18 protein-coding genes are annotated in these 18,938 nt (G+C 71.1%); 11 read left to right on the forward strand and 7 right to left on the reverse strand.

What is annotated here, in order from left to right:
- Window positions 1-20 precede the first annotated feature (20 nt).
- Complete coding sequence (locus ABZ370_RS22720) at window positions 21-692, forward strand: hypothetical protein (RefSeq protein WP_358623798.1); 672 nt, start codon at window positions 21-23, stop codon at window positions 690-692.
- Here ABZ370_RS22720 and ABZ370_RS22725 read toward each other — a convergent pair.
- The 4 genes from ABZ370_RS22725 to ABZ370_RS22740 form a co-directional block, all read right to left on the reverse strand.
- On the reverse strand, window positions 689-1,999 hold the full coding sequence (locus ABZ370_RS22725; RefSeq protein WP_358623801.1) for a C40 family peptidase: 1,311 nt from the start codon (window positions 1,997-1,999) through the stop codon (window positions 689-691). The two genes, ABZ370_RS22720 and ABZ370_RS22725, sit on opposite strands and share 4 nt — an antisense overlap.
- A 210-nt stretch (window positions 2,000-2,209) precedes the next feature.
- Window positions 2,210-2,476 carry a hypothetical protein gene (locus ABZ370_RS22730; protein ID WP_358623804.1) on the reverse strand — a complete coding sequence of 89 codons (267 nt, stop codon included), beginning with the start codon at window positions 2,474-2,476 and terminating at the stop codon, window positions 2,210-2,212.
- Between the two features lie 13 nt (window positions 2,477-2,489).
- The gene (locus ABZ370_RS22735; protein ID WP_358623807.1) at window positions 2,490-3,293 is read right to left on the reverse strand and encodes a TetR/AcrR family transcriptional regulator; all 804 of its coding nucleotides are present in this window, start codon (window positions 3,291-3,293) and stop codon (window positions 2,490-2,492) included.
- Between the two features lie 74 nt (window positions 3,294-3,367).
- Window positions 3,368-4,294, reverse strand: a complete 927-nt coding sequence (locus tag ABZ370_RS22740; protein WP_358623809.1) for a diiron oxygenase — start codon at window positions 4,292-4,294, stop codon at window positions 3,368-3,370.
- Between the two features lie 131 nt (window positions 4,295-4,425).
- Here ABZ370_RS22740 and ABZ370_RS22745 point away from each other — a divergent pair, with 131 nt between their 5' ends.
- The 4 genes from ABZ370_RS22745 (at window position 4,426) to ABZ370_RS22760 (ending at window position 8,144) form a co-directional block, all read left to right on the forward strand.
- A complete protein-coding gene (locus ABZ370_RS22745) occupies window positions 4,426-5,553 on the forward strand; it encodes a ferritin-like domain-containing protein (RefSeq protein WP_358623812.1) in 1,128 nt (375 codons plus the stop codon).
- 120 nt (window positions 5,554-5,673) lie between these two features.
- Window positions 5,674-6,510, forward strand: a complete 837-nt coding sequence (locus ABZ370_RS22750) for an isocitrate lyase/phosphoenolpyruvate mutase family protein (RefSeq protein ID WP_358623814.1) — start codon at window positions 5,674-5,676, stop codon at window positions 6,508-6,510.
- Between the two features lie 240 nt (window positions 6,511-6,750).
- Complete coding sequence (locus tag ABZ370_RS22755; protein ID WP_358623816.1) at window positions 6,751-7,263, forward strand: GNAT family N-acetyltransferase; 513 nt, start codon at window positions 6,751-6,753, stop codon at window positions 7,261-7,263.
- Window positions 7,263-8,144 (forward strand): polysaccharide deacetylase family protein, encoded by an 882-nt coding sequence (locus ABZ370_RS22760; RefSeq protein ID WP_358623818.1) that lies wholly within the window; start codon window positions 7,263-7,265, stop codon window positions 8,142-8,144. The genes ABZ370_RS22755 and ABZ370_RS22760 overlap by 1 nt, the downstream gene beginning before the upstream one ends.
- Here ABZ370_RS22760 and ABZ370_RS22765 read toward each other — a convergent pair.
- Window positions 8,055-9,101 (reverse strand): LysR family transcriptional regulator, encoded by a 1,047-nt coding sequence (locus tag ABZ370_RS22765; protein ID WP_358623821.1) that lies wholly within the window; start codon window positions 9,099-9,101, stop codon window positions 8,055-8,057. The two genes, ABZ370_RS22760 and ABZ370_RS22765, sit on opposite strands and share 90 nt — an antisense overlap.
- A 139-nt stretch (window positions 9,102-9,240) precedes the next feature.
- Between ABZ370_RS22765 and ABZ370_RS22770 the strand changes: the two genes are divergently transcribed.
- Both ABZ370_RS22770 and ABZ370_RS22775 read left to right on the forward strand, forming a co-directional pair.
- Window positions 9,241-10,458: an MFS transporter gene (locus ABZ370_RS22770; protein ID WP_358623824.1), complete on the forward strand. Its 1,218-nt coding sequence runs from the start codon at window positions 9,241-9,243 to the stop codon at window positions 10,456-10,458.
- Between the two features lie 52 nt (window positions 10,459-10,510).
- Window positions 10,511-10,741: a hypothetical protein gene (locus tag ABZ370_RS22775; protein WP_358623826.1), complete on the forward strand. Its 231-nt coding sequence runs from the start codon at window positions 10,511-10,513 to the stop codon at window positions 10,739-10,741.
- Window positions 10,742-10,868: 127 nt separating this feature from the next.
- Here ABZ370_RS22775 and ABZ370_RS22780 read toward each other — a convergent pair whose 3' ends face one another.
- Window positions 10,869-13,208 (reverse strand): MFS transporter, encoded by a 2,340-nt coding sequence (locus tag ABZ370_RS22780; RefSeq protein WP_358623829.1) that lies wholly within the window; start codon window positions 13,206-13,208, stop codon window positions 10,869-10,871.
- Window positions 13,209-13,357: 149 nt separating this feature from the next.
- On the opposite strand from ABZ370_RS22780, the gene ABZ370_RS22785 reads away from it, so the two are divergent.
- The 4 genes from ABZ370_RS22785 to ABZ370_RS22800 all read left to right on the forward strand — a co-directional run bounded on the left by ABZ370_RS22785 (window position 13,358) and on the right by ABZ370_RS22800 (window position 18,014).
- A complete protein-coding gene (locus ABZ370_RS22785) occupies window positions 13,358-13,843 on the forward strand; it encodes a MarR family transcriptional regulator (RefSeq protein WP_358624113.1) in 486 nt (161 codons plus the stop codon).
- A 45-nt stretch (window positions 13,844-13,888) separates the two neighbouring features.
- The gene (locus ABZ370_RS22790; protein ID WP_358623832.1) at window positions 13,889-14,272 is read left to right on the forward strand and encodes a DUF427 domain-containing protein; all 384 of its coding nucleotides are present in this window, start codon (window positions 13,889-13,891) and stop codon (window positions 14,270-14,272) included.
- A gap of 65 nt (window positions 14,273-14,337) precedes the next feature.
- The gene (locus tag ABZ370_RS22795; protein WP_358623835.1) at window positions 14,338-14,817 is read left to right on the forward strand and encodes a hypothetical protein; all 480 of its coding nucleotides are present in this window, start codon (window positions 14,338-14,340) and stop codon (window positions 14,815-14,817) included.
- Window positions 14,818-14,936: 119 nt separating this feature from the next.
- Window positions 14,937-18,014, forward strand: coding sequence for an AAA domain-containing protein (locus tag ABZ370_RS22800; protein WP_358623838.1), 3,078 nt, complete (start codon window positions 14,937-14,939; stop codon window positions 18,012-18,014).
- Window positions 18,015-18,031: 17 nt separating this feature from the next.
- Here ABZ370_RS22800 and ABZ370_RS22805 read toward each other — a convergent pair whose 3' ends face one another.
- The gene (locus tag ABZ370_RS22805; protein WP_358623840.1) at window positions 18,032-18,886 is read right to left on the reverse strand and encodes a hypothetical protein; all 855 of its coding nucleotides are present in this window, start codon (window positions 18,884-18,886) and stop codon (window positions 18,032-18,034) included.
- Window positions 18,887-18,938 lie beyond the last annotated feature (52 nt).

An 18,938-nucleotide genomic window follows, 5' to 3' on the forward strand; every position in this document is an offset into this window, starting at 1 on the left:
GGCTGCCTACGGTGATGTTCATGACCGCACCCGAGCCCGCCTCGGCGCCCAGCCGCAGAGGGCGCTGGATCACCGTACTTGTGCTCACACCCGTGCTGATGCTGTTCGGCGGCGCCTGGTTCCTGATGTACGGCTTGCCGGAGTGGTACGACAAAGTGCCGCCGCCGGAAATGCTGCGGCGCATGGCGGCCCACAACCAGGACGCCTACCGCGTACTGGACCTCGGGCCCGTGCTCACGCCGAGGTCCGGGCCAAGGGACCCCGCCGAACACCATTCCAGCAACTCCGCTTCGACGGGCGAGTGTTACCCCGACGGCCTGGAAGCGATGGAGGACAAGCCTCTCGACGGTGTCTACAACGTCGATCACACCTGGACCGTCGTCAGGAAAGACGGCTCCGGGGTGCGGGCCGCCTTCGACCGGCTGAAGCACCACCTCACGGCGACTGGCTGGGAAGTCGACTGGGGCGAATCCATCAACAAGCAGAACTTCGGCGTGGTCGCCGACAAAGACGGCTACCGGCTGTCGATCCACTGGGAGTCGGATTCCCACGAGGTCGTCAGCCTTGGTACCAGTCCCTGCGCCCGCTTCCCCGACCGAGCGCAGGAGCGCGCCTACCGTCCCGCCGAGTACTTGGAGACCCCGAACCGGCGACTGACCCCGCCTGCCCTCGTGCCCGACCGGCGGCCCTAGCGCCGGCCAGCGCCTGGACGGACCACGCCCTGCACCGGGTTGGACGCGAGCGCGGAGAGCCGCACCGTGGTGCCGGGGCGGGGGGCCTGTACCACCTGGCCGCCTCCCGCGTAGATCGCCACATGGCTCGCGCCCTTGTTGTAGATCACCAGGTCACCGGGGCGCAGCTGGCTGAGCGAGATTCTCGGCAGTCGGCGCCACTGTTCCTGGCTGGTGCGCGGAATGACGCGTCCGGCGTGTGCCCACGCCTGGGAGGTCAGCCCCGAGCAGTCGAAGGCGTTCGGCCCCTCGGCGCCCCACACATACGGTTTGCCGATCTGGTTGAGCGCCCACCGCAGCGCCCGCTGCCCGGCCGAAGCCGAGGCCATCGGGAGGCGCCCGGGGGTCTTCGGCACCGTGCCGGGGGTGGTCGTACCGCTGCCCGCGCCCCCGCCCGCGCCCCCGGCCGGGCTGTTCGGGACCGGTCCGGTGTCCTGGCCGTCGCCCGCGCCCTGGGCGTCGCCGGTGTTCTGGCTGCCGCTGTTGCTCGTGCCCGTGTCCGTACCCGCGTCCGCACCCGTATCCGCGGGGCCCGGGGCGGGTGGCGGGGCGACGCCCTGGGTCCGGTGGGTGGAGCCGCCGAGCGCCCCGGAGGCGACCAGTTTGCGCTGCGCCTTGTTGGTCTCCTCGCGCTCCTTCTCCGCCACCTGGGTGATCTGGCGGGCGGTCAGCGAGGCGAGCATCTTCTCGATGTTCGTGAGCCGCTTCTTGACCTTGTCGCGCTGTTTCTTCTTCTTCGCGCTCAGCGACAGCTGCTTGTCCAGGGCGGTCCGGGCCCGGGTGGCGAGGGCGTCGGCGTGCCGCTCGCCCTTGATCAGCCGCTCCACGACGGCGGCCTCCCGGACCGCCGCCCGGTCCAGCTCGCGCGCCTGGTCGGCGGCCTCCTCCGGGTGCGGCGTGAGCAGCGTCAGCAGGAAGGTGTACGTGGAGAGCGGGGTGTGGCCCTGGTACTGCTGGCGGGCCAGCCGCCCCGCGTCCTCCCGGCTGGCGGCCAGGTGGGTGCGGCTGCGGGCGAGGTCGTCGGTCAGGCCCCGGGTCTTCGCCCGCTGGCGGCGCAGCTTCTCCTCGGTCGCGTTGTACGCCTCGGTCGCCTCCTCCGCCTTCCGGTACAGCGTCTTGAGCTGGGTGAGCAGCCCGGCGACGGACCGGTCCGCGGGCCGGGCGGAGGGCAGGGCAGGGGCGGCCGTGGCCGCCGGGACGGGCGGGACGAGCGCGGCGGCCGCGGTGATCGCCGCCGCGCAGACCGAGCCTACGATCCGTCCTGACACGGGCTCACACCTCCGGCTGCGGGAACTGGGTCCGACGACCACCTCAGCAGGAACGTGGCGTGACAGTCGTACTTTCGGGAGAATGATGGGCGAGTCGGCCCAACACGGTCACTCGTCCGGAGGGCTGGTCACGGCTGGTGGAACGGCCGTCCGGGGCACGCCTCGGCCCGGCCGTGCACGCCTCTGCCCGGTCGCATCGGCCCGACCGCCTCAGCCCGGTTTGGACCACGGCCACTTCGGTCCGCTGCCCGGCCTGCCCTCCGGGTCGTACTCGTACCGCCAGCCCCGGATCAGCCCCAGCCGCCGGGACATGCCCGCCGGGACGCGTCGGTAGACGTGCACGGTCGGCGGTCCGCCCGCCTCGTCCGGGACCGGGACCTCGTACGTCTTCGGCGGCTGCCCCGTGGCGCCGACCAGCACCGGCAGCACCCGGCCGTCCAGCGGCCCGCCGACGAACGGCGTCTCCTCGCTCCTCACCGCCCCACCAGCTTCACAGCAGGTGCCGCGCCTCGCCGAACACCGGCGCCACGCGCCGCACCAGCGCGCCCACCGGGCCGTGCGCGGGCTCCGCGGCGAGCGCGGCCCGCATCACCCGGGCCGCCTGCGGGTCGGTCGCCGCGGTGGCGGTCAGCAGCGCCACGAAGTGGTCCACCAGCCAGTCCCGCAGCTCCCCGGCCGAGGGCTGCTTGTTCTCGTCCAGCCAGATCAGCGAGGCCGCCTCGACCGCCGTGATCCAGGTGCGCACCATCATCCGCAGCCGGGCACCGGGCTCCTCGGCGGGCCCGTCCGCCGCCGCGTCGGCCGCCACATGCCGCAGGATCTGCTCGGCCGCGGCCCGCCGTACCTCGTCCACGATGGCGCTCGTCCGCGAGGTCTCGGCCACGCTGCCGCCGTGCAGCAGCGCGCTGAACCCCGCGTCGTGCTCGTCCACGAAGGTGAGATAGCGGTCCAGCACGTTGCCCAGGCGGCTGCTGAGCGGGCCGGTGCGCGGCTCCTCGAAGCACCCCTCCAGCTCATCGGCCGCGCTGCGCAGCGCGGCCTCGTACAACTGCTGCTTGCCGCCGGGGAAGTAGCGGTAGACGAGCGGGCGGGAGGCGCCCGCGGCCGAGGCGACGTCGTCCAGCGACACGTCCTCGGGCACGTGGTGGGCGAACAGGCCGAGCGCGGCGGTGATCAGTTCGGCGCGCCGCGCCTCGACGCTGAGCCTGCGGTACGCCCCGCGGCGCACGGTGGCCGGGGGCGCGGCGGTCGCCCGGTCCGCGTCCGCCGGGGCGGTGCCACTGCTCGTCGTCATGCCTGGCAGCGTAACCGCCCCCGGGCAGGTGGCGAGGGGCGCCCCGTTGACGAGGGCGCCCCGGCGCACGCCCGCTACAGCAGGCCGCTGCTCTGCCACAGCCGACGCCCCGCGCCGCGCAGCACCCCGACGTCGTCGAGGAATTCGGTCAGCCGCCGGGCGCCGCCGCGCATCACCTCGCGGCGGTGGCCGCTCGCCCGCACCTGGGCGACGGCCGCCCGCCGGTCCAGCCCGACGTCCGTGTACACCCGCGGGTTCACGAAGGCGAGCGAGAACAGCCGGGCGAACTCGCCCGACCCGACGCGGGTCAGCTCCTTCTCCCAGCGCGACGCCCGCACCATCTGGCGGCGCAGCTCCTCCCGCGCGTACCGCACATGGCGGGCCTCCTCCACCACATGGATGCGGGTCACGCCGCGCACCAGCGGCTGGACGCGCTCGTCGGGGAACGTCAGCCGCTGCATCCAGTCCAGCACCTCCTCGCCGAGCAGGGTGGCGGTGAACGAACCGGGCGTGGTGGAGAACGTCTTGAAGAACCGGCCCGCGTTCTGGTGGAGCCGGGAGACCGGGTACGCGGGGGTGCCGCCCTTGGCGATCAGCCGCGCGAACATCTGGGAGTGGCGGCACTCGTCGGCGATCTCGGTGAGCGCGTAGCGGACATGGGCGCTGGTCGCGGGCTTGTCGTAGATGTGCCGGGTGAGCAGCTGGATCAGGATGATCTCGAACCAGATGCCGAGCGAGGCCAGTGCCGCGGCCTCGTGGCGCGACAGCAGCATCCGCTGTTCCTCGGACATCCGCCGCCACATCGGGGTGCCGTAGAGGGAGACCAGCTCCGGCGGCCAGAACCACTTGTCCGGCTCGTGCGGCGCGTCCCAGTCCAGCTCGGTGTCGGGGTCGAACGAGTGCCGGGCGGAGGCCCGCAGCAGCCGTTCCGCCACCCGTTCCCGGTCCTTGAGGAGCCCCAGCGCGTCCCGGGGCGCGGCTGATTCGGTCGGGATCGTCATCGTCGTCAGACACCTCGCGGGAGTGGTCGCGGCCGGGACACCCCTTATGAGACTCTGTGTCAGCAAGCCCGTCAATCCCCAGCGGATTCCCCCGCGGATGTGGTGGAGCGCAGCGAGGCGAAGGAGACGCCGTGTCGACGCAGGAGCTCTACGCCATGGACCCCGGCGACCCGATGTGGCAGGTGCCCGCCGCCGGTGCCGCCCGGTTCAACTGGGAATACGACGACCACCGGGCCCGGCTGCTCGCCCTGTACCAGAAGGGCAAGGACAAGCAGTGGGACGCGACGAAGCGCATCGACTGGGACCTCGAGGTCGACCCCTACGACCCGCTCGGCACCCCCGACGAGGCGCTCGCCCTCTACGGCACGCCCCACTGGAACCGGATGTCCGAGCGGGAGCGGGCCGAACTGCGCCGCCACGCCGCCTCCTGGCAGTTCAGCCAGTTCCTCCACGGTGAACAGGGCGCGATGGTGTGCGCCGCCCGCATCGTCGAATCGGCGCCCGACCTCGACGCCAAGTTCTACTCCGCCACCCAGACCATGGACGAGGCCCGCCACGCCGAGCTGTACGGCCGCTTCCTGCGCGACAAGGTCGGCATGCTCTACCCGATCAACGACAACCTCCAGGAGCTGCTGGGCGACACCCTCCGCGACTCCCGCTGGGACATGGCCTACCTGGGCATGCAGGTCCTCATCGAAGGCCTGGCCCTCGCCGCGTTCGGCCTCATCCGCGACACCACCGACAAGCCCCTGCCCAAGCAGCTCCTCGCCTACGTCATGCAGGACGAGGCCCGCCACGTGGCCTTCGGCCGGATGGCGCTGCGCGACTACTACCGCGACCTGACCGACGCGGAGCTGCGCGAGCGCGAGGAGTTCGTCATCGAGGGCTGCTACCTCATGCGCGACCGGCTGCGCGGCGTCGAGGTGCTGGAGAACCTGGGCATCCCGAAGGCCGACGCCGAGGAGTACGCCGAGCGCTCCCCGTATCTGCACATGTTCCGCAAGCTGCTGTTCAGCCGCATCGTGCCGTGCGTGAAGGACATCGGCCTGTGGGGCGAACGCCTGCAGCGCGCCTACGTCGACATGGGCGTCCTGGAACTCGGCGACAGCAACCTGGACCTGCTGATGAACGAGGACGAGGAGGTGGCGCAGCGCCTGGACGCGCAGCGCTTCGCCGCCGAGGAGGCCGCCCGGACCGGCGAGGTGGAGGAGGCCATCGCGCAGGGGGAAATCATCGCGCAGGGGGCGGTCGAGGACTGAGGCGGCTCGTCGGGGGCCGAGTGCCACTCCACATGGCTGCGACGCGTTGTCGGTGGCGTGTGGTTCCCTCGGTACACGGGCGCGCGCCGCCTTGCCGTTCCGCCGGAGAGGATCTGCCCCATGGCCACCCGCCACACCGCCGCCTTCCGCCGTCTCCACGACGACCGCACCGGTTTCCTGATGCCGAACGCCTGGGACGCCGGGAGCGCGATCGTGCTTGCGGAGGCGGGGTTCGAGGCGCTCGCGACGACCAGCGCCGGGATCGCCTTCTCGCTGGGCAGGCCCGACCACACCATCCCGGAGGGCGGCAAGGCGGTCTCCCGGGCCACGATGTTCGACCGCGTCCGCCAGATCACCGAGGCCGTGGACCTGCCCGTCAACGGCGACCTGGAGGACGGGTACGGGGCGGAGCCCGGGACGGTCGCGGAGACCGTCCGGCTGGCCGTCGGCGCGGGCCTCGCGGGCGGCAACATCGAGGACTTCGCGGACGGGCGGCTGTACGACGAGGAGCTGGCCGTCGCCCGCATCGCCGCCGCCCGCGAGGCCGCGGACGCGGACGGCACCGGCTTCGTGCTCACCGCCCGCACCGACGGCCTGATGCTGCCCTCACCGGTCCCGCTCGCCGACGCGATCCGGCGCGCCAACAGGTACCGGGAGGCGGGCGCGGACTGCCTCTACGTACCGGGCGTCAACGACCTCGCGAGCATCACCACCCTGGTGGCCGAGGTCGACGGCCCGCTCAACGTGGTGATGGGCCTCGGCTCCACCGGCCTCACCGCCGACGCCCTCCGCTCCGCAGGTGTCGCCCGCCTCAGCCTCGGCGGCAGCATCGCGCGCGCCGCGCTGGGCTTCGTACGGGACAGCGCCCGGGAGCTGCTGGAGCGGGGGACGCTGACGTTCGCCGAGGCCCAGATCCCGCAGGGCGAGCTGAACGAGCTGTTCGCCCGGGATGCGTAGAGCTGGTGCCGAACGTCGGCGATGAAGTGAAGAGTTGGTGTACGGCCCAATAGTTTCCCCTCCAACATGACCTCGTTACCCGGGGCTTGCTAGGTTCTTGATCACCGCCACCGGAAATGCCGAGGTCATGTGGGGATGGCCCGGGCCGGGGACGGTTGTGTTGAAAGAACGGCCAAAGGGTGCTCTCCACGGCGGTGGGGGGCACCTCTTTGTCGGCCCCATCCGGAGGATGATGGTGGGGTGCGGATTCGAACGAGCACCTTCGAGGAACTTCCCCATCTCCAGGACATAGAGCGCGCCGCCGGACGGTGCTTCCGTGACATCGGGATGGACGAGATCGCCGATGACGAGCCCCTGAGCCTGGCGGAACTGGGGCGCTATCAGCGCGCCGGGCGGGTCTGGGTGGCGGTGGACGGCACGGACCGGGCCATGGCCTACGTGATCACCGACCCCGTCGACGGGAACACCCACATCGAGCAGATCTCGGTGCACCCGGACAGCGCCCGCCGCGGGGTGGGCCGGGCGCTGATCGAGTACGTCGCGGCGCGGGCGGCCGCCGACGGCGTACCCGCGCTGACCCTGACCACCTTCGTGGACGTGGCGTGGAACGCCCCCTACTACGCGGCCCGCTGCGGTTTCCGGCCTCTGACCGAGACCGAGCTGACCCCCGGACTCTGGGAGATCCGCCGCAGCGAGGCCGGGCACGGGCTGGACCGTTGGCCACGGGTGTGCATGCGAAGGGAGACCCGCTGATGGGCCCCGCCGACCCGATGGACCCCGCGCCCCGGCCCACCTCCACCGAGCTGCTGGGCCTGGCCCCCGACGCCCGCGCGCTCCTCCTCAACGCCGACGACTTCGGCATGTACCCGGCCGTCAACTCCGCCGTCGTCGAGTCCATCGAAAACGGCATCGCGGCGTCGTGCAGCCTGATGGTGCCGTGCCCGGCGGCGGCGCAGGCGTTGGAACTGCTGCGCGAGCGGCCGCACATCCCGTTCGGCGTCCACCTCACCCTCGTCCGCGACCTGCCCCGCCTCCCCTGGGGGCCGCTGTCGCCGAAGGAGCGGGTGCCCTCGCTGCTGGACGGGGCGGGCGAGCTGTACGACCCCGCCGGGATTCCGGAGCTGCTGGCCCGGGCCCGCCCGGCGGAGGTCGAGCGCGAGTTCCGCGCCCAGATCGACGCCGTACTGGACGCCGGGCTCGCCCCCGTCCACCTGGACTGGCACTGTCTGGCCGACGGCGGCCGCGAGGACATCCGCGATCTGACGCTCACCCTGGCCGCCGAGTACGGACTCGCGGCACGGATCTGGCGGGAACCCGCCCGGCGCGCGCTGCGCCGGCGCGGACTTCCCGCCCTCGACCACCCGTTTCTGGACAGTTTCGCCCTCGGCCTCGACGACAAGGCGGCCCACTACGCCCAATTGCTGCGCGAGCTGCCGCCCGGGCTCACCGAATGGGCCGTGCACCCGGGACTCGACGACGCCCACGCCCGGGCCGTCGACCCCGGCGGCTGGCAGATCCGCAGCACCGACCACGCCTTCCTGACCTCACCCCAGGCGCGCGACATCCTCCGTGAGGAGGGCATCGCCGTGGTCGACTACCAGGCGCTGCGGCGGATCTGGACGGCCGCCGGATAGCGCGGTGCGGGGGAGCGGCGGCCCAGCGGTGCGGGGTGGCGGCGGTCCAGCGGTGCGGGGGAGCGGCGGCACGCACAGCTCGTCCACGGCCTGCCGCAGCGCCCGTATCCGCGCCGTCTCCCCGGCCCGCCGCCACACCAGGCCGAGCATCGAGTCCGGCAGCCCCTCGACCGGGACGAACGTGATGTCGCGGCGGCCGTGGTACTCGGCGGTCGGGGGGCACAGCAGCATCCCGCCCCGGCCCGCCGCCACCGCCGTCAGCCCCTCCTGGAGAGTGCGCACCCGCGGGCCGTGGGGGATGGGGCGGCCGCCGGGGGTGACGGGCGGGGCCATGAACTCCCGCCAGTAGCGGGGCGCCGGATCGCACGGGGCGACGAGCGGGCAGCTCGCCAGCTCCTCGGCGTCCACCGCGTTCCGCCCCGCGAGGGGGTGCCCGGCGCGGATCACCAGCGTCTGCGGCTGCCGGGAGAATACCGGGCCCAGGACCAGATCCGGTTCCCCGACCGGCAGACAGACGATCGCCGCGTCCACCTCGCCGCCGCGCACCGCGCCGAACGGATCGGCCATCGGGATTTCCACGGTCTCCGGTTCGCAGCCGGGATGCCGCTCCCGGAAGGCCGCCAGCGTGGCCATCACCCGCTCGTCGGCGGCCCCTTGGAAACCGACGCGCAGCACGCCGGTGAGGCCGCTCGCCGCGCCCCTGGCCCCCTCGACCGCCCCGTACAGCGCGTCGTACGCGGGCCGCAGTTCGGCCAGGAACCGTTCTCCCAGCGGGGTCAGCCGCACCCGTCGGCTGGTGCGGTCCAGCAGCCGGGCGCCGATCCGCCTCTCCAGCGCGCGCAGCAACTGGCTGACTCTGCTCTGCGACACGTACAGCCGCTCCGCCGCGCGGCCGAAGTGCAGCTCCTCGCTGAGCGCGAGGAAACACTCCAGTTCGCGGATCTCCAGCCCGGACATCGGCCTCCCTCCTGCGATCCCTCTACTGGTTTCTGTACCGACCGCTCCGCCGACCGCTCCACCGATCCATGAGTCCCGCTCATAGAAGACTGAGGATTTCGGCGTTGTTCCCGGCCAGAGGCGGCGGTTCATTTGAGTCATGTCGAATTCCACGCCCCCTACCACGGAACTCACCGCTCCGGCAGGCGCATCCGGGTCAGCCGCCCCCGCGTACTCGCCGCTCAGAGCCTGGCTCGCCGTCGTCGCCGTGGCGTTCGGCACCTTCTCCGTCGTCACCACCGAGATGCTCCCGGTCGGCCTGCTCACCTCCATCGGCTCCGCGCTGCGGGTCTCGCCCGGCACGGCGGGCCTGGCCATGACCGTGCCGGGACTGGTCGCCGCGGTCGCCGCGCCCCTGCTGACCGTCACCGTCGGCCGCCTCGACCGGCGGCTGGTGCTGTGTGGCCTGATGGGACTCCTCGCGGCGGCCAACCTGGCCTCCGCCCTCGCCCCCGGCTTCGCCGTACTGCTGCTGGCCCGGGTACTGGTCGGGGTGTGCATCGGCGGGGTGTGGACCCTGGCCGCGGGGCTCGCCGTACGGCTGGTGCCGGAGAAGTCCGCGGGCCCCGCCACGTCGCTGATCTTCAGCGGGATCGCCGTCGCCTCCGTCCTGGGCGTACCGGTCGGAACGCTCATCGGCGACCTGGTCCACTGGCGCGCCGCGTTCGCCGGGATGGGCGCGCTGGCGCTGGCGACCGCCGCGGCCCTCGCCGTCACCCTGCCGCCGCTGCCCGCGACCGAGACCATCCGGCTGCGCGAGGTGCCGGGGCTGTTCCGCAACGCCCGGCTGCGGGTCGGGCTGATCACCACGCTGCTGCTGGTCACCGGCCATTTCGGCGCGTATACGTACGTCCGCCCGGTGCTGGAGGACGTCGCGGGCGTACGGACGGGACTGATCAGCACCCTGCTGCTCGCGTACGGCGTGGCGGGCATCGCCGGGAACTTCCTGGCGGGCGCCACCGCCCACCGCGACCCGCGCCGCACCCTCATGGTCATCTTCACCGTTCTGGCCACCGCGGTCCTGCTCATCCCGGTCGCGGGCGGCACCCTCGGCGGGGCGGTCACGCTGCTGGCGCTGTGGGGGCTGGCGTACGGCGGGGTGTCGGTGACCTCGCAGACCTGGGTGCTGCACGCGGCGCCGGACACGCGGGAGGCGGCCTCGGCGCTGTTCGTCGGCGTCTTCAACATCGCGATATCGCTGGGCGCGCTGCTCGGCGGCCGGGCGGCGGACGGGATCGCGCTCGTCGGCGTGATGTGGTTCGGCGGGGCGCTCGCGGTGCTGGCCCTGGCGCATGTGGCGATCTTCGGAAGGCGGTAGCCGCGTGCCGTGAGACCCTGAAACCAGGGGGCTCGTCTTCGGGAGTGATCCGATGGCAGTGAGCATGCACGTGGTCTGGAGCAAGGCCGAGCCGGGGCGCGTCATCTACGAGACGCACTCGATCGAGACGATCACCGACGGCAAAGGTGTCCACGCGACGGTCGACAGCCACACGTACGAGATCTCTGTCGGCAGCCGCGCGGAGGCGGAGTCGATCGCGGACACGGAGGGATACGAGCTGTTCCGCAAGGGCGAGGCGTGGGAGAGCCTGCCCGAGGAATGAGCGGGAACAGCGGACCGCCGGGGGTTTATGTGTGTTGTGCTCATTGCTGTGCCGCCCCGCTTGCACGGGGCGGCACGACAATCAGCGGTGACTCAGCCGAGACTCAACCGCGGCTCATGACCGGGACTCAGCCGTGGCTCAGCAGAAAGTCGACGTCCCGGGCCTCCGGGGCGGCGCCGCCGACCGTGACCGGCCGGGTGGCCGGTGCGTAACCGCTGGCGACCACCGTGTAGTGCTCACCGGTCAGCCCCGCGAAGCCGAAGCCCCCGTCCGCGCCCGTGACGCACTGCCCGACGACATCGCCGGAGGCGTCCAGCAGCGCCACGCGGGCGTCCTCCAGGGGGCGTCCGCCCTGGTCACGTACGGTGCCGCCGACCCGCGCGGCGGGCCGCAGCGATATGTCGACCCGTATCGGCTCACCGGCGGTCAGCTCGACCTGGGTGGCGTGCGGACGGTGTCCGTCGGCGCTGAGCGTCAGCGTGTACGTGCCGGAGGCCAGCTCCGCGAACGCGAACGCACCCTTCTCGTCCGTCCTCGCCGAACCCGCCACCTCGCCGTCCGCGCCGGTCGCGGTCGCGGTGGCCCCGGCCAGCGGCCCGCCGTTCTCGGACCGGACGGCTCCGGTCAGCCCGCCGCCTCCGGTCAGCCGCAGATCACAGACGACCGCGACGTCCGCCACCAGCAGCGTGGCGGCCTGCGGCTGATGCCCGGGGGCCGAGCCGATGAGGACGACACTCGCGCTGCCGGTCGCGGTCACGGTGTAGCGGCCGTCGCGCCCGCTGACCGTACGGCCGAGCTGGCGGCCGCCGGTGTCGATCAGGGTGACGGCGGCGTCGGCGAGCGGGGTGCCGTCGGAGCCGAGGACGCGGCCGTGGATGACGCTGCCGGAGAGGGCGGCGGGAGCCACGTCCTCCGCAACCGCCTTCTCGACGGCGGGCTCCGGCGCGATCGGAGTGCTCGGCGCGATCTGCGTGCTCCGCGCGCTCGGCACGGAGACGGCCGCAGGAGCGGAGGTGACCGGGGCAGGGCGCCGGGCGGGCAGACAGAAAGCGATCAGCAGACCCACGACCGAGGCCGCGCACGCCACCATGAACGACATCTGGAAGCCGTCCTTGCTCGGCAGCGCGACCCCGCCGAAGTCCGTCGTCTGATGGGCCAGGATCACCCCCACCACCGCGCTGGAGGTGGACATGCCGATGGACCGCATCAGGGTGTTCAGACCGTTCGCCGCGCCCGTCTCACGGGCTGGTACGGCGCTGACGATCAGGGTCGGCATGGCCGAGTACGCGAGGCCGATGCCGACGCCGAGCGCGGTGGCCAGCGTCACGACCTGCCAGATTTCGTCGATCATCACCACGCCCGCGCCGTACGTCGCACCGATCACGATGATGCCGATGATCAGCGAGACCTTGGGGCCGCGGGCGGCGTTGATGCGCGCGGACAGCGGCGAGACGAGCATCATCGCCACGCCCATCGGGGCGAAGTACAGCCCCGCCATGACCATCGACTGGCCGAGACCGTAGCCGGTGGCCTCCGGCAGCTGGAGCAGCTGCGGAAAGATCAGCGACATCGCGTAGAACGAGAAGCCGACCATGATCGAGGCGAGGTTGGTCAGCAGCACCTGGCGGCGCGCGGTGGTCCGCAGGTCGACCAGCGGCTCGGCGGTGCGCAGCTCGAAGACGCCCCACAGGAGCAGGATCAGCGCGGCCGCGCCGAACAGCCCGAGCGTCGTGCCGCTCGTCCAGCCCCAGTCGCCGCCCTTGGTGATGGGCAGCAGCAGACAGACGAGCCCGGCCGTCAGCCCGACCGCGCCGACCAGGTCGAAGCGGCTCGGGGTGCGTACGGAGGACTCCGGGACGACGGCCAGCACCAGCGCGATCGATATCGCGCCCAGCCCGGCGGCCCCGTAGAACAGCACGTGCCAGCTGGTGTGCTGCGCGACGAACGCGGCGGCGGGCAGCCCCAGCGCACCGCCGATGCCGAGCGAGGAGCTCATCAGGGCCATCGCCGAGCCCAGCCGCTGCGGCGGCAGCTCGTCCCGCATGATGCTGATGCCGAGCGGAATGGCGCCCATCGCCCCGCCCTGGATGGCCCGGCCGACCACCATTACGACCAGATCGGAGGTGACGGCGCAGGTCAGCGAGCCGATGACGAGCAGGGTCAGCGCGACCATCAGCATCCGGCGCTTGCCGAACATGTCCCCGAGCCGCCCCATGACGGGCGTCGAGACCGCCCCGGCGAGCAGGGTCGAGGTGATCACCCAGGACGCGTTCGAGCTGGTGGTGTGCAGCAGCTGCGGCAGCTCGCTCACGAGCGGGACGACCAGCGTCTGCATCACCGATACGGCGATGCCGCAGAACGCGAGCACCGCCACGAAACCGCCACCGACCTCGCGCTCCGGGAGCGCGGCGCCGACCGGCGCGGCGCTGGTGGGCTCCTCGACGCGAGCTGGGGCTGACTGGGCCATGCGGATGAGGCCTCCAAGCGGTACAACAGGGATGAGTAGGAGATGTGCATCCTACACATGCTGTGTATCGTGCACACTTCTGTTCCATGGAGCGGGGGCGACGAGGAGGAAGCGTGCGGGAGCGGCTGGAACTGCTGGAACGCGAGTTGATGCTGGTCGCCAGATGTCATGTCCTGACACCCCGGGACCGCAGGACATCTCCGGGCGAACCATCCGCCGATGAACCCTGCGCGCCCGACCGCCTCGACCGCTCGGCCTACCTACTCCTCTCCCGCCTGGACACCGAGGGCGCGATGTCGATCGGCCAGCTCGCCGACGCGTTCCAGCTCGACGTCTCGACCGTCAACCGCCAGACCGGCGCCCTGCTCCGCGGCGACCTGGTCGAGCGCATCCCCGACCCCGACGGCGGCCTCGCCCGCAAGCTCCGCGTCACCGCCTTGGGCGCCGAACGCCTCACCGCCGAACGCGACCGCCGCCGCACCAGCCTGGCCCGGCTGCTCGAAGACTGGACCCCGGAGGACCTGTCCCGCTTCGGCGAGGCCCTGACCCGCTTCAACCGCGAGGTGGAAGACCAGGACGGCCGCCCGTGGCCCCGCGAGGAGACATCGGAATCTACGGCCGAGGGCAAGCGTTGACCTGAGTACGGCCCCCAGCAGAACCCCCCGAGGAGGACGGTGAAGATGCCCACCCCGCACCCCCACACCGGCTCAGGTTCCGGACACCGCGTGGAGGTGGCCCGCGGCACGCAACACGTCAAGGTCACCATCGACGGCCAGGTAGTCGCCGAGACGGACCGCCCGTTGCTGCTCCACGAGACCGGCCTGCCTGTGCGCTACTACCTCCCGCCGGAGGACGTGGACCTCACCCTGTTCGAGCCCACCGACACCCGCACCACCTGCCCCTTCAAGGGCGAGGCGGCGTACTGGACGTACATCGGCCCGAACAGCGGCGCAGCCCTGCGCCCCGATGTCGTGTGGGCGTACGCACAGCCGATCGACGCGGTACCGGAGATCAAGAACCACCTGTCCTTCTACGACTCGGCAGCCGAGATCACGGTCTCCTGACCCGGCAGCCCCCATCACCCCATCAGCGGACCTTCCCCCTCCACCCCAGGGGGAACGGCTGACGCGTGCACCTCCATGCGTACTCCTGGCTGGGCGAGAAGGAACTGTTCGACCACGAAAACCTCCGCCGCCTCCCCGACCGCCCCCTGCCCCCGATCACCCCGGAGGACGAGGAGCACTACCGCGCCCTCCTCGACACCTTCCGCCGCTCCGAGCTGCCGCCCATGGAGACGGCGTACTGGCTCCTCAAATCCCCGAGCCTCATCCGCGCCACCTTCCACGAACCCAAGGAAGCGGCCACCTGGCTGGGCCAACAACTCACCGAACACGCCCCCGGCTTCCTCTCCCGAGGCGAAGCCAACACCGCCCGCCTCTCCCACCTCCTGGCCACCACCACAACCCGCCTCACCCAAGGCGCCGACGTCTCCCTGGGCTTCTACGCAGGCCGCACGTCCTTCCTCTCCCTGGCCGTGGTCACCTGCTCCCCGAACCCCCAGGCCCCCGACCTCCCCTGCCCCCAGCAAGGTGATGACACAGCTATCTGAACCAGGCGGAATCGCCGTGTTTGGGCCGCTATGTCGCTCGCGTGCTTTCGGGGGTGGCGCGGAGATGTTTGTATCGCAGTGCAAACATTGCGCTGAAGTGGAAATGACGGGGGCGGTGCATGACGCAGACCAAGCAGCCGTATCCGGCAGCCGAGCTGCTGACGGCGGTTCGTGGGGAAATTCAGGCTGAGCGACGCGGCGACGGTCAGGACAGGCAGAAGGTATCGCTCTCCGGCGGTCGACTCGCTTCCTCTTCTGCGGGGCGCTTCGAATACATTTTCGTCTGCAAGAAGTGGGATCATTCCCTTGAGGGCGTGCCCGTACTCGTTCGCCCCTCACGCTCCCGGGGCCTTTGGACGACGGCGGAAGTCTCCCGTATGCCCGACGGCAAGGTGCGGCTGATCGCCACGGAGGATCTGGGAAGATCTGTTTCCCACGTCCAGATCCGGCAGGACGATACGGCCGGTCTGGCCCTGATGGCCGAGCGTCTGGAATCGGTGGGACAGGACGACAGCCCTGTCCGGGTCGAGAGCGCTGGATGGATCGTCGGACGTGGCGATCCCGTCGTCGCCAAGGACGCCGACCCGGGGCGCTGGGTGTCCGACTGGCAGGCGCTGAGGCTGAATTCCCAGCAGAGGCTTGCGATCGAACGGGCCCTCGGCAGTCAGATCCTCTTCCTCTGGGGCCCACCCGGCACAGGGAAGACCGATGTCGTCGGCCACATCGTCGAGGGGTGCTTCAGGCAGGGGCATAACGTCCTGTTCCTCGCGCCGACGAAGGTCGCCGTCGACCAGGCGTTGGAGCGGATGTGTGATCTTCTCAAGGCGGAAGAACGCTTCACGGAGGGACTCGTTCAGCGTGCCGGGGATATCGAAGTGCCGTCCCTGCGCGACCGATATGGCGATTTCGTCGACCCCGCCCGGATCACCGCTCGGATATCCGAGCAGCTCGACGAGAGCCTCACCCAGGCGATGAAAGCGTTGAAGGACACCCGCGCAGCCATCTCCTTGCACGACGAGCTGGCGTCGTTGGAGCAGGCGCTTTCCGCGGCGCGCACGGCCCGTTCCGCGGCGACGACGTCGAAAGAGGCCGCTGAGGGGAGCGGGCTGCGAGCCGAAGCCGATGCCGCGCAGCTTCGCCTCAAGATCGGCCAGTTGGGAACCCCCAGCGGGCTCTTCGCGAAGCGGAAGGAAGCACAGCTCGCCACCTTGCGCGCTGACCTCGCAGAGGCCGAGACCATCTCCGATGGTGCGCGTAGGCAGATCGCGGGCGCGGAGCGCGATGCGGCGCAGGCCGCCAGTGACATCGGCGAACTGACCGGGCGCATGGCCGGCGCGCGGGCCAGGCTGACAGGCGTAGCCGCGCGCCCGCTGCTCGCGCGGCAAGCGGAAGCTCTGCAGAAGCAGGTTGACGACCTCGACCAACAACGCAGGAAGATTCACGACACCGTGCGGTCCCGGTGCCGCGTGATGGGCGCCACCGTGGCCAAGGCTGTTCAGTCACGGAAGTTGCTGGACCGCGTGGATGTCGTCGTCATGGACGAAGCGGGAATGGTCAACCTTCCGTCCGCCTGGCTCGCCGCCGGACTCGCCGGAAAGCGTGTGGTCGTCGCCGGAGACTTTCGGCAACTGCCCGCCGTCACGAAGGGCGAGAACGACCAGAAGGCGACAGAGCAGCAGCGCGCGCACTCCCGGGAATGGGCATCCCGCGATCCCTTTCACGCGGCTGGTCTGGTAAGCGATTCCGGGTCGGTCCGGCAGGACCCCCGGCTCGTCGCTCTGGACACGCAGTACCGGATGCGCGAGCCGATCTGTGATGTCGTCAATGCCGTCGCTTACCCGGATTCCCCGCTTTCCACCGGGCGTGACAGCCGTAGCCGCATCCCCTTCAACGGACTGGTCGACGCGCCGGTCATTCTCATCGACACCTCCAAGCACCGCATTCCCGGGCCCGACCACAAGGCCAATACGGTGAACGAGGCCGTCGTCCACGAACTGGTTCGCGGGCTTCAGTACGAGGGCGTACTTCCGGGCCGGAAGTGGGAGGACGTCCCGCCCGGAGAGCGCGCGACCGACCGGCTGGGGATCATCGCCCCTTACAAGGCACAAGTCAAGGCGCTGAAGAGCAGCCTCACCTACCGCTTCGGCGAGGATTACGACGGTCTCGTCGATACCATTCACCGGTTTCAGGGAAGCCAGCGCCCGATTGTCGTTTTCGACACCGCTGTCGGCGCGGGTAAGAACCCCGGTTTCTTCTACCAGGGAACCGGCTTGTCCTCCAGCACGTGCCGTCTGCTCAATGTCGGGCTCAGCCGGGCCCAGGACCATCTGATCGTGGTGGCCGACGTCGACCACCTGCGACGGAACCTCGCCCCGCACAGCGAGGCCCGGTCCATGCTCGACCACCTGGAAACCCACGCGCAGTTGATGTCCGCGGATCAGCTTGTGCCCACCCGGGACGCCGCCCAGCTCTCATCCCTCTCCGAGGAAGAGCTGGCGAGACCCGCCTTCTTCCCGGCGGACGAGGTCTACGAGGCAGTCACATGGGACATCGAGCGGGCGACCACCAGCATCGAGTTGTACTGTCCGTTCCTCGACCCGCAGCCGGTCCGCAAGTGGTCCGCCCTGCTGGGCCGGCGGGCTGCCAACGGCGTCAAGGTCGTCGTCTACACCCGGGCCGCCGAGGAGCAGCGCGACGATGCTGGGGTTACACGCCACCAGCAGAGGATCGACCAGCTGCGATCGGTCGGCTGTGAAGTGGACTTCCGGGAGCGTATGCACGAGAAGGTCCTCATCCTCGACGGCGCGGTGCTCTGGCACGGGTCGCTCAACCTCCTCGCCAACACAGGGCCGACCGACCTGATGATGCGGTTCACAGACCCCGCGGCGTGCGAGCGGGTCAGCCGCGTCATCGAACACGCCCGCAAGGACCGCGCCGCCTGGAACCCACGCACAGCACCAAGTGGCGGCAGTGGACGCGGGCGCGGGACGGACACGTCCGCAACGCCGTCGGGCGACGGCGTCTCCCCGGGCGATGTCGTCGACGGGCGGCTCTATCTCAAGGTTCCCTTCGAGGAGAAAGACGAGGCGAAGAAACTGCTGCGGGCGCGATGGGACGGACCGAAGCGCCTCTGGTACGTCGACGCGGCACACGTCAGCCGCCATCAGGCCAGTCGGTGGTTGCCCGACGAGGGCTGAGGCAGCGCGGGGCTCGGTCAGCTCTGCCGATCGCCGATCTTGCCCGTCATGTCGGTTGTCTGCCCGGCCGGTGGGGCGTCCGTATCCACCTCGGTGCCGAAGTCGGAGAACTCGATCAGGGTGCGCACCGTCATCTTCCGCGGGGTGGCGGTCCGGTCCGGTTGGTCCGTGGGCTTGATGTTCATGGTGACCTGCTGGCGGCGGATGCGGCCCTGGCCGTCCAGCCAGACGTCCATCGGGACGGTGGGGCCGACCTGGCGCTTCAACGTGGCGGTGCCGGAGAGCTTGTCGACGTCGACCGTGACCCGGTAGCGGGTGGTCTTCACGCCGTCGACCGTCGCCGTGCCCACCTTCTCGGTGTTCCGGTCGGTGATGCCCTTGGCGAGCGACGCGGACTGCGCGGGGTCGTTGATCTGGTTGCTGCTGCCGCTGTTCTGCTCGGCGGCCGCCTTCTTCAGATCGATCTTGATCCACGGCTTGTCACCGGGGACCTGCGCCCGCTGCCGAGCGGGAAGCTTCTGGTAGAGCACCTGGTCGACGACGCGCTGCTCGACCTTCTGGCCTCCGGCGCTGATGGTCATGGTGCTGTCGCCGTCCTCCAGGTCGATGACGCCCTCGCCGTCCGCGGCCGCCGTCTTGCCCGCGGCGGACGTCTCCGTCCGGAGCGTCATCCGCGCCGTCTCCTCCTCGGCGGTCCTGGCGTACGCGGTACGAACCGCCGCCGTGCCCCCGGCGGTGCCGCTCGCGGCCGACGTCTTGCCGCCCTTGCCGTCAGAATCCCCGTCGCTCCCGCAGGCGGTCAGTACCCCGCATGCGAGAAGGCCCACGGCCCCGATCGCACCCGCCCGTATCCCGCTGGCTAAGTGGGTCATGTCTCCAACTCCCCTCAACGAATGGGGATACCGAGTGCCCCGATGCGCCGGA

It is taken from the genome of Streptomyces sp. NPDC005962, from assembly GCF_040629205.1.
Classification (GTDB): Bacteria; Actinomycetota; Actinomycetes; order Streptomycetales; family Streptomycetaceae; genus Streptomyces.

What these genes read in the sequence shown, in the direction of transcription:
- ABZ370_RS22750 (WP_358623814.1), top strand. Translation starts at nt 5,674, where the DNA reads ATGGCCACCCGCCACACCGCCGCCTTCCGCCGTCTCCACGACGACCGC.
- ABZ370_RS22805 (WP_358623840.1), bottom strand. Translation starts at nt 18,886, where the DNA reads ATGACCCACTTAGCCAGCGGGATACGGGCGGGTGCGATCGGGGCCGTG.
- ABZ370_RS22720 (WP_358623798.1), top strand. Translation starts at nt 21, where the DNA reads ATGACCGCACCCGAGCCCGCCTCGGCGCCCAGCCGCAGAGGGCGCTGG.
- ABZ370_RS22790 (WP_358623832.1), top strand. Translation starts at nt 13,889, where the DNA reads ATGCCCACCCCGCACCCCCACACCGGCTCAGGTTCCGGACACCGCGTG.
- ABZ370_RS22780 (WP_358623829.1), bottom strand. Translation starts at nt 13,208, where the DNA reads ATGGCCCAGTCAGCCCCAGCTCGCGTCGAGGAGCCCACCAGCGCCGCG.
- ABZ370_RS22735 (WP_358623807.1), bottom strand. Translation starts at nt 3,293, where the DNA reads ATGACGACGAGCAGTGGCACCGCCCCGGCGGACGCGGACCGGGCGACC.
- ABZ370_RS22740 (WP_358623809.1), bottom strand. Translation starts at nt 4,294, where the DNA reads ATGACGATCCCGACCGAATCAGCCGCGCCCCGGGACGCGCTGGGGCTC.
- ABZ370_RS22770 (WP_358623824.1), top strand. Translation starts at nt 9,241, where the DNA reads ATGTCGAATTCCACGCCCCCTACCACGGAACTCACCGCTCCGGCAGGC.
- ABZ370_RS22760 (WP_358623818.1), top strand. Translation starts at nt 7,263, where the DNA reads ATGGGCCCCGCCGACCCGATGGACCCCGCGCCCCGGCCCACCTCCACC.
- ABZ370_RS22775 (WP_358623826.1), top strand. Translation starts at nt 10,511, where the DNA reads ATGGCAGTGAGCATGCACGTGGTCTGGAGCAAGGCCGAGCCGGGGCGC.
- ABZ370_RS22785 (WP_358624113.1), top strand. Translation starts at nt 13,358, where the DNA reads ATGCTGGTCGCCAGATGTCATGTCCTGACACCCCGGGACCGCAGGACA.
- ABZ370_RS22765 (WP_358623821.1), bottom strand. Translation starts at nt 9,101, where the DNA reads ATGTCCGGGCTGGAGATCCGCGAACTGGAGTGTTTCCTCGCGCTCAGC.
- ABZ370_RS22800 (WP_358623838.1), top strand. Translation starts at nt 14,937, where the DNA reads ATGACGCAGACCAAGCAGCCGTATCCGGCAGCCGAGCTGCTGACGGCG.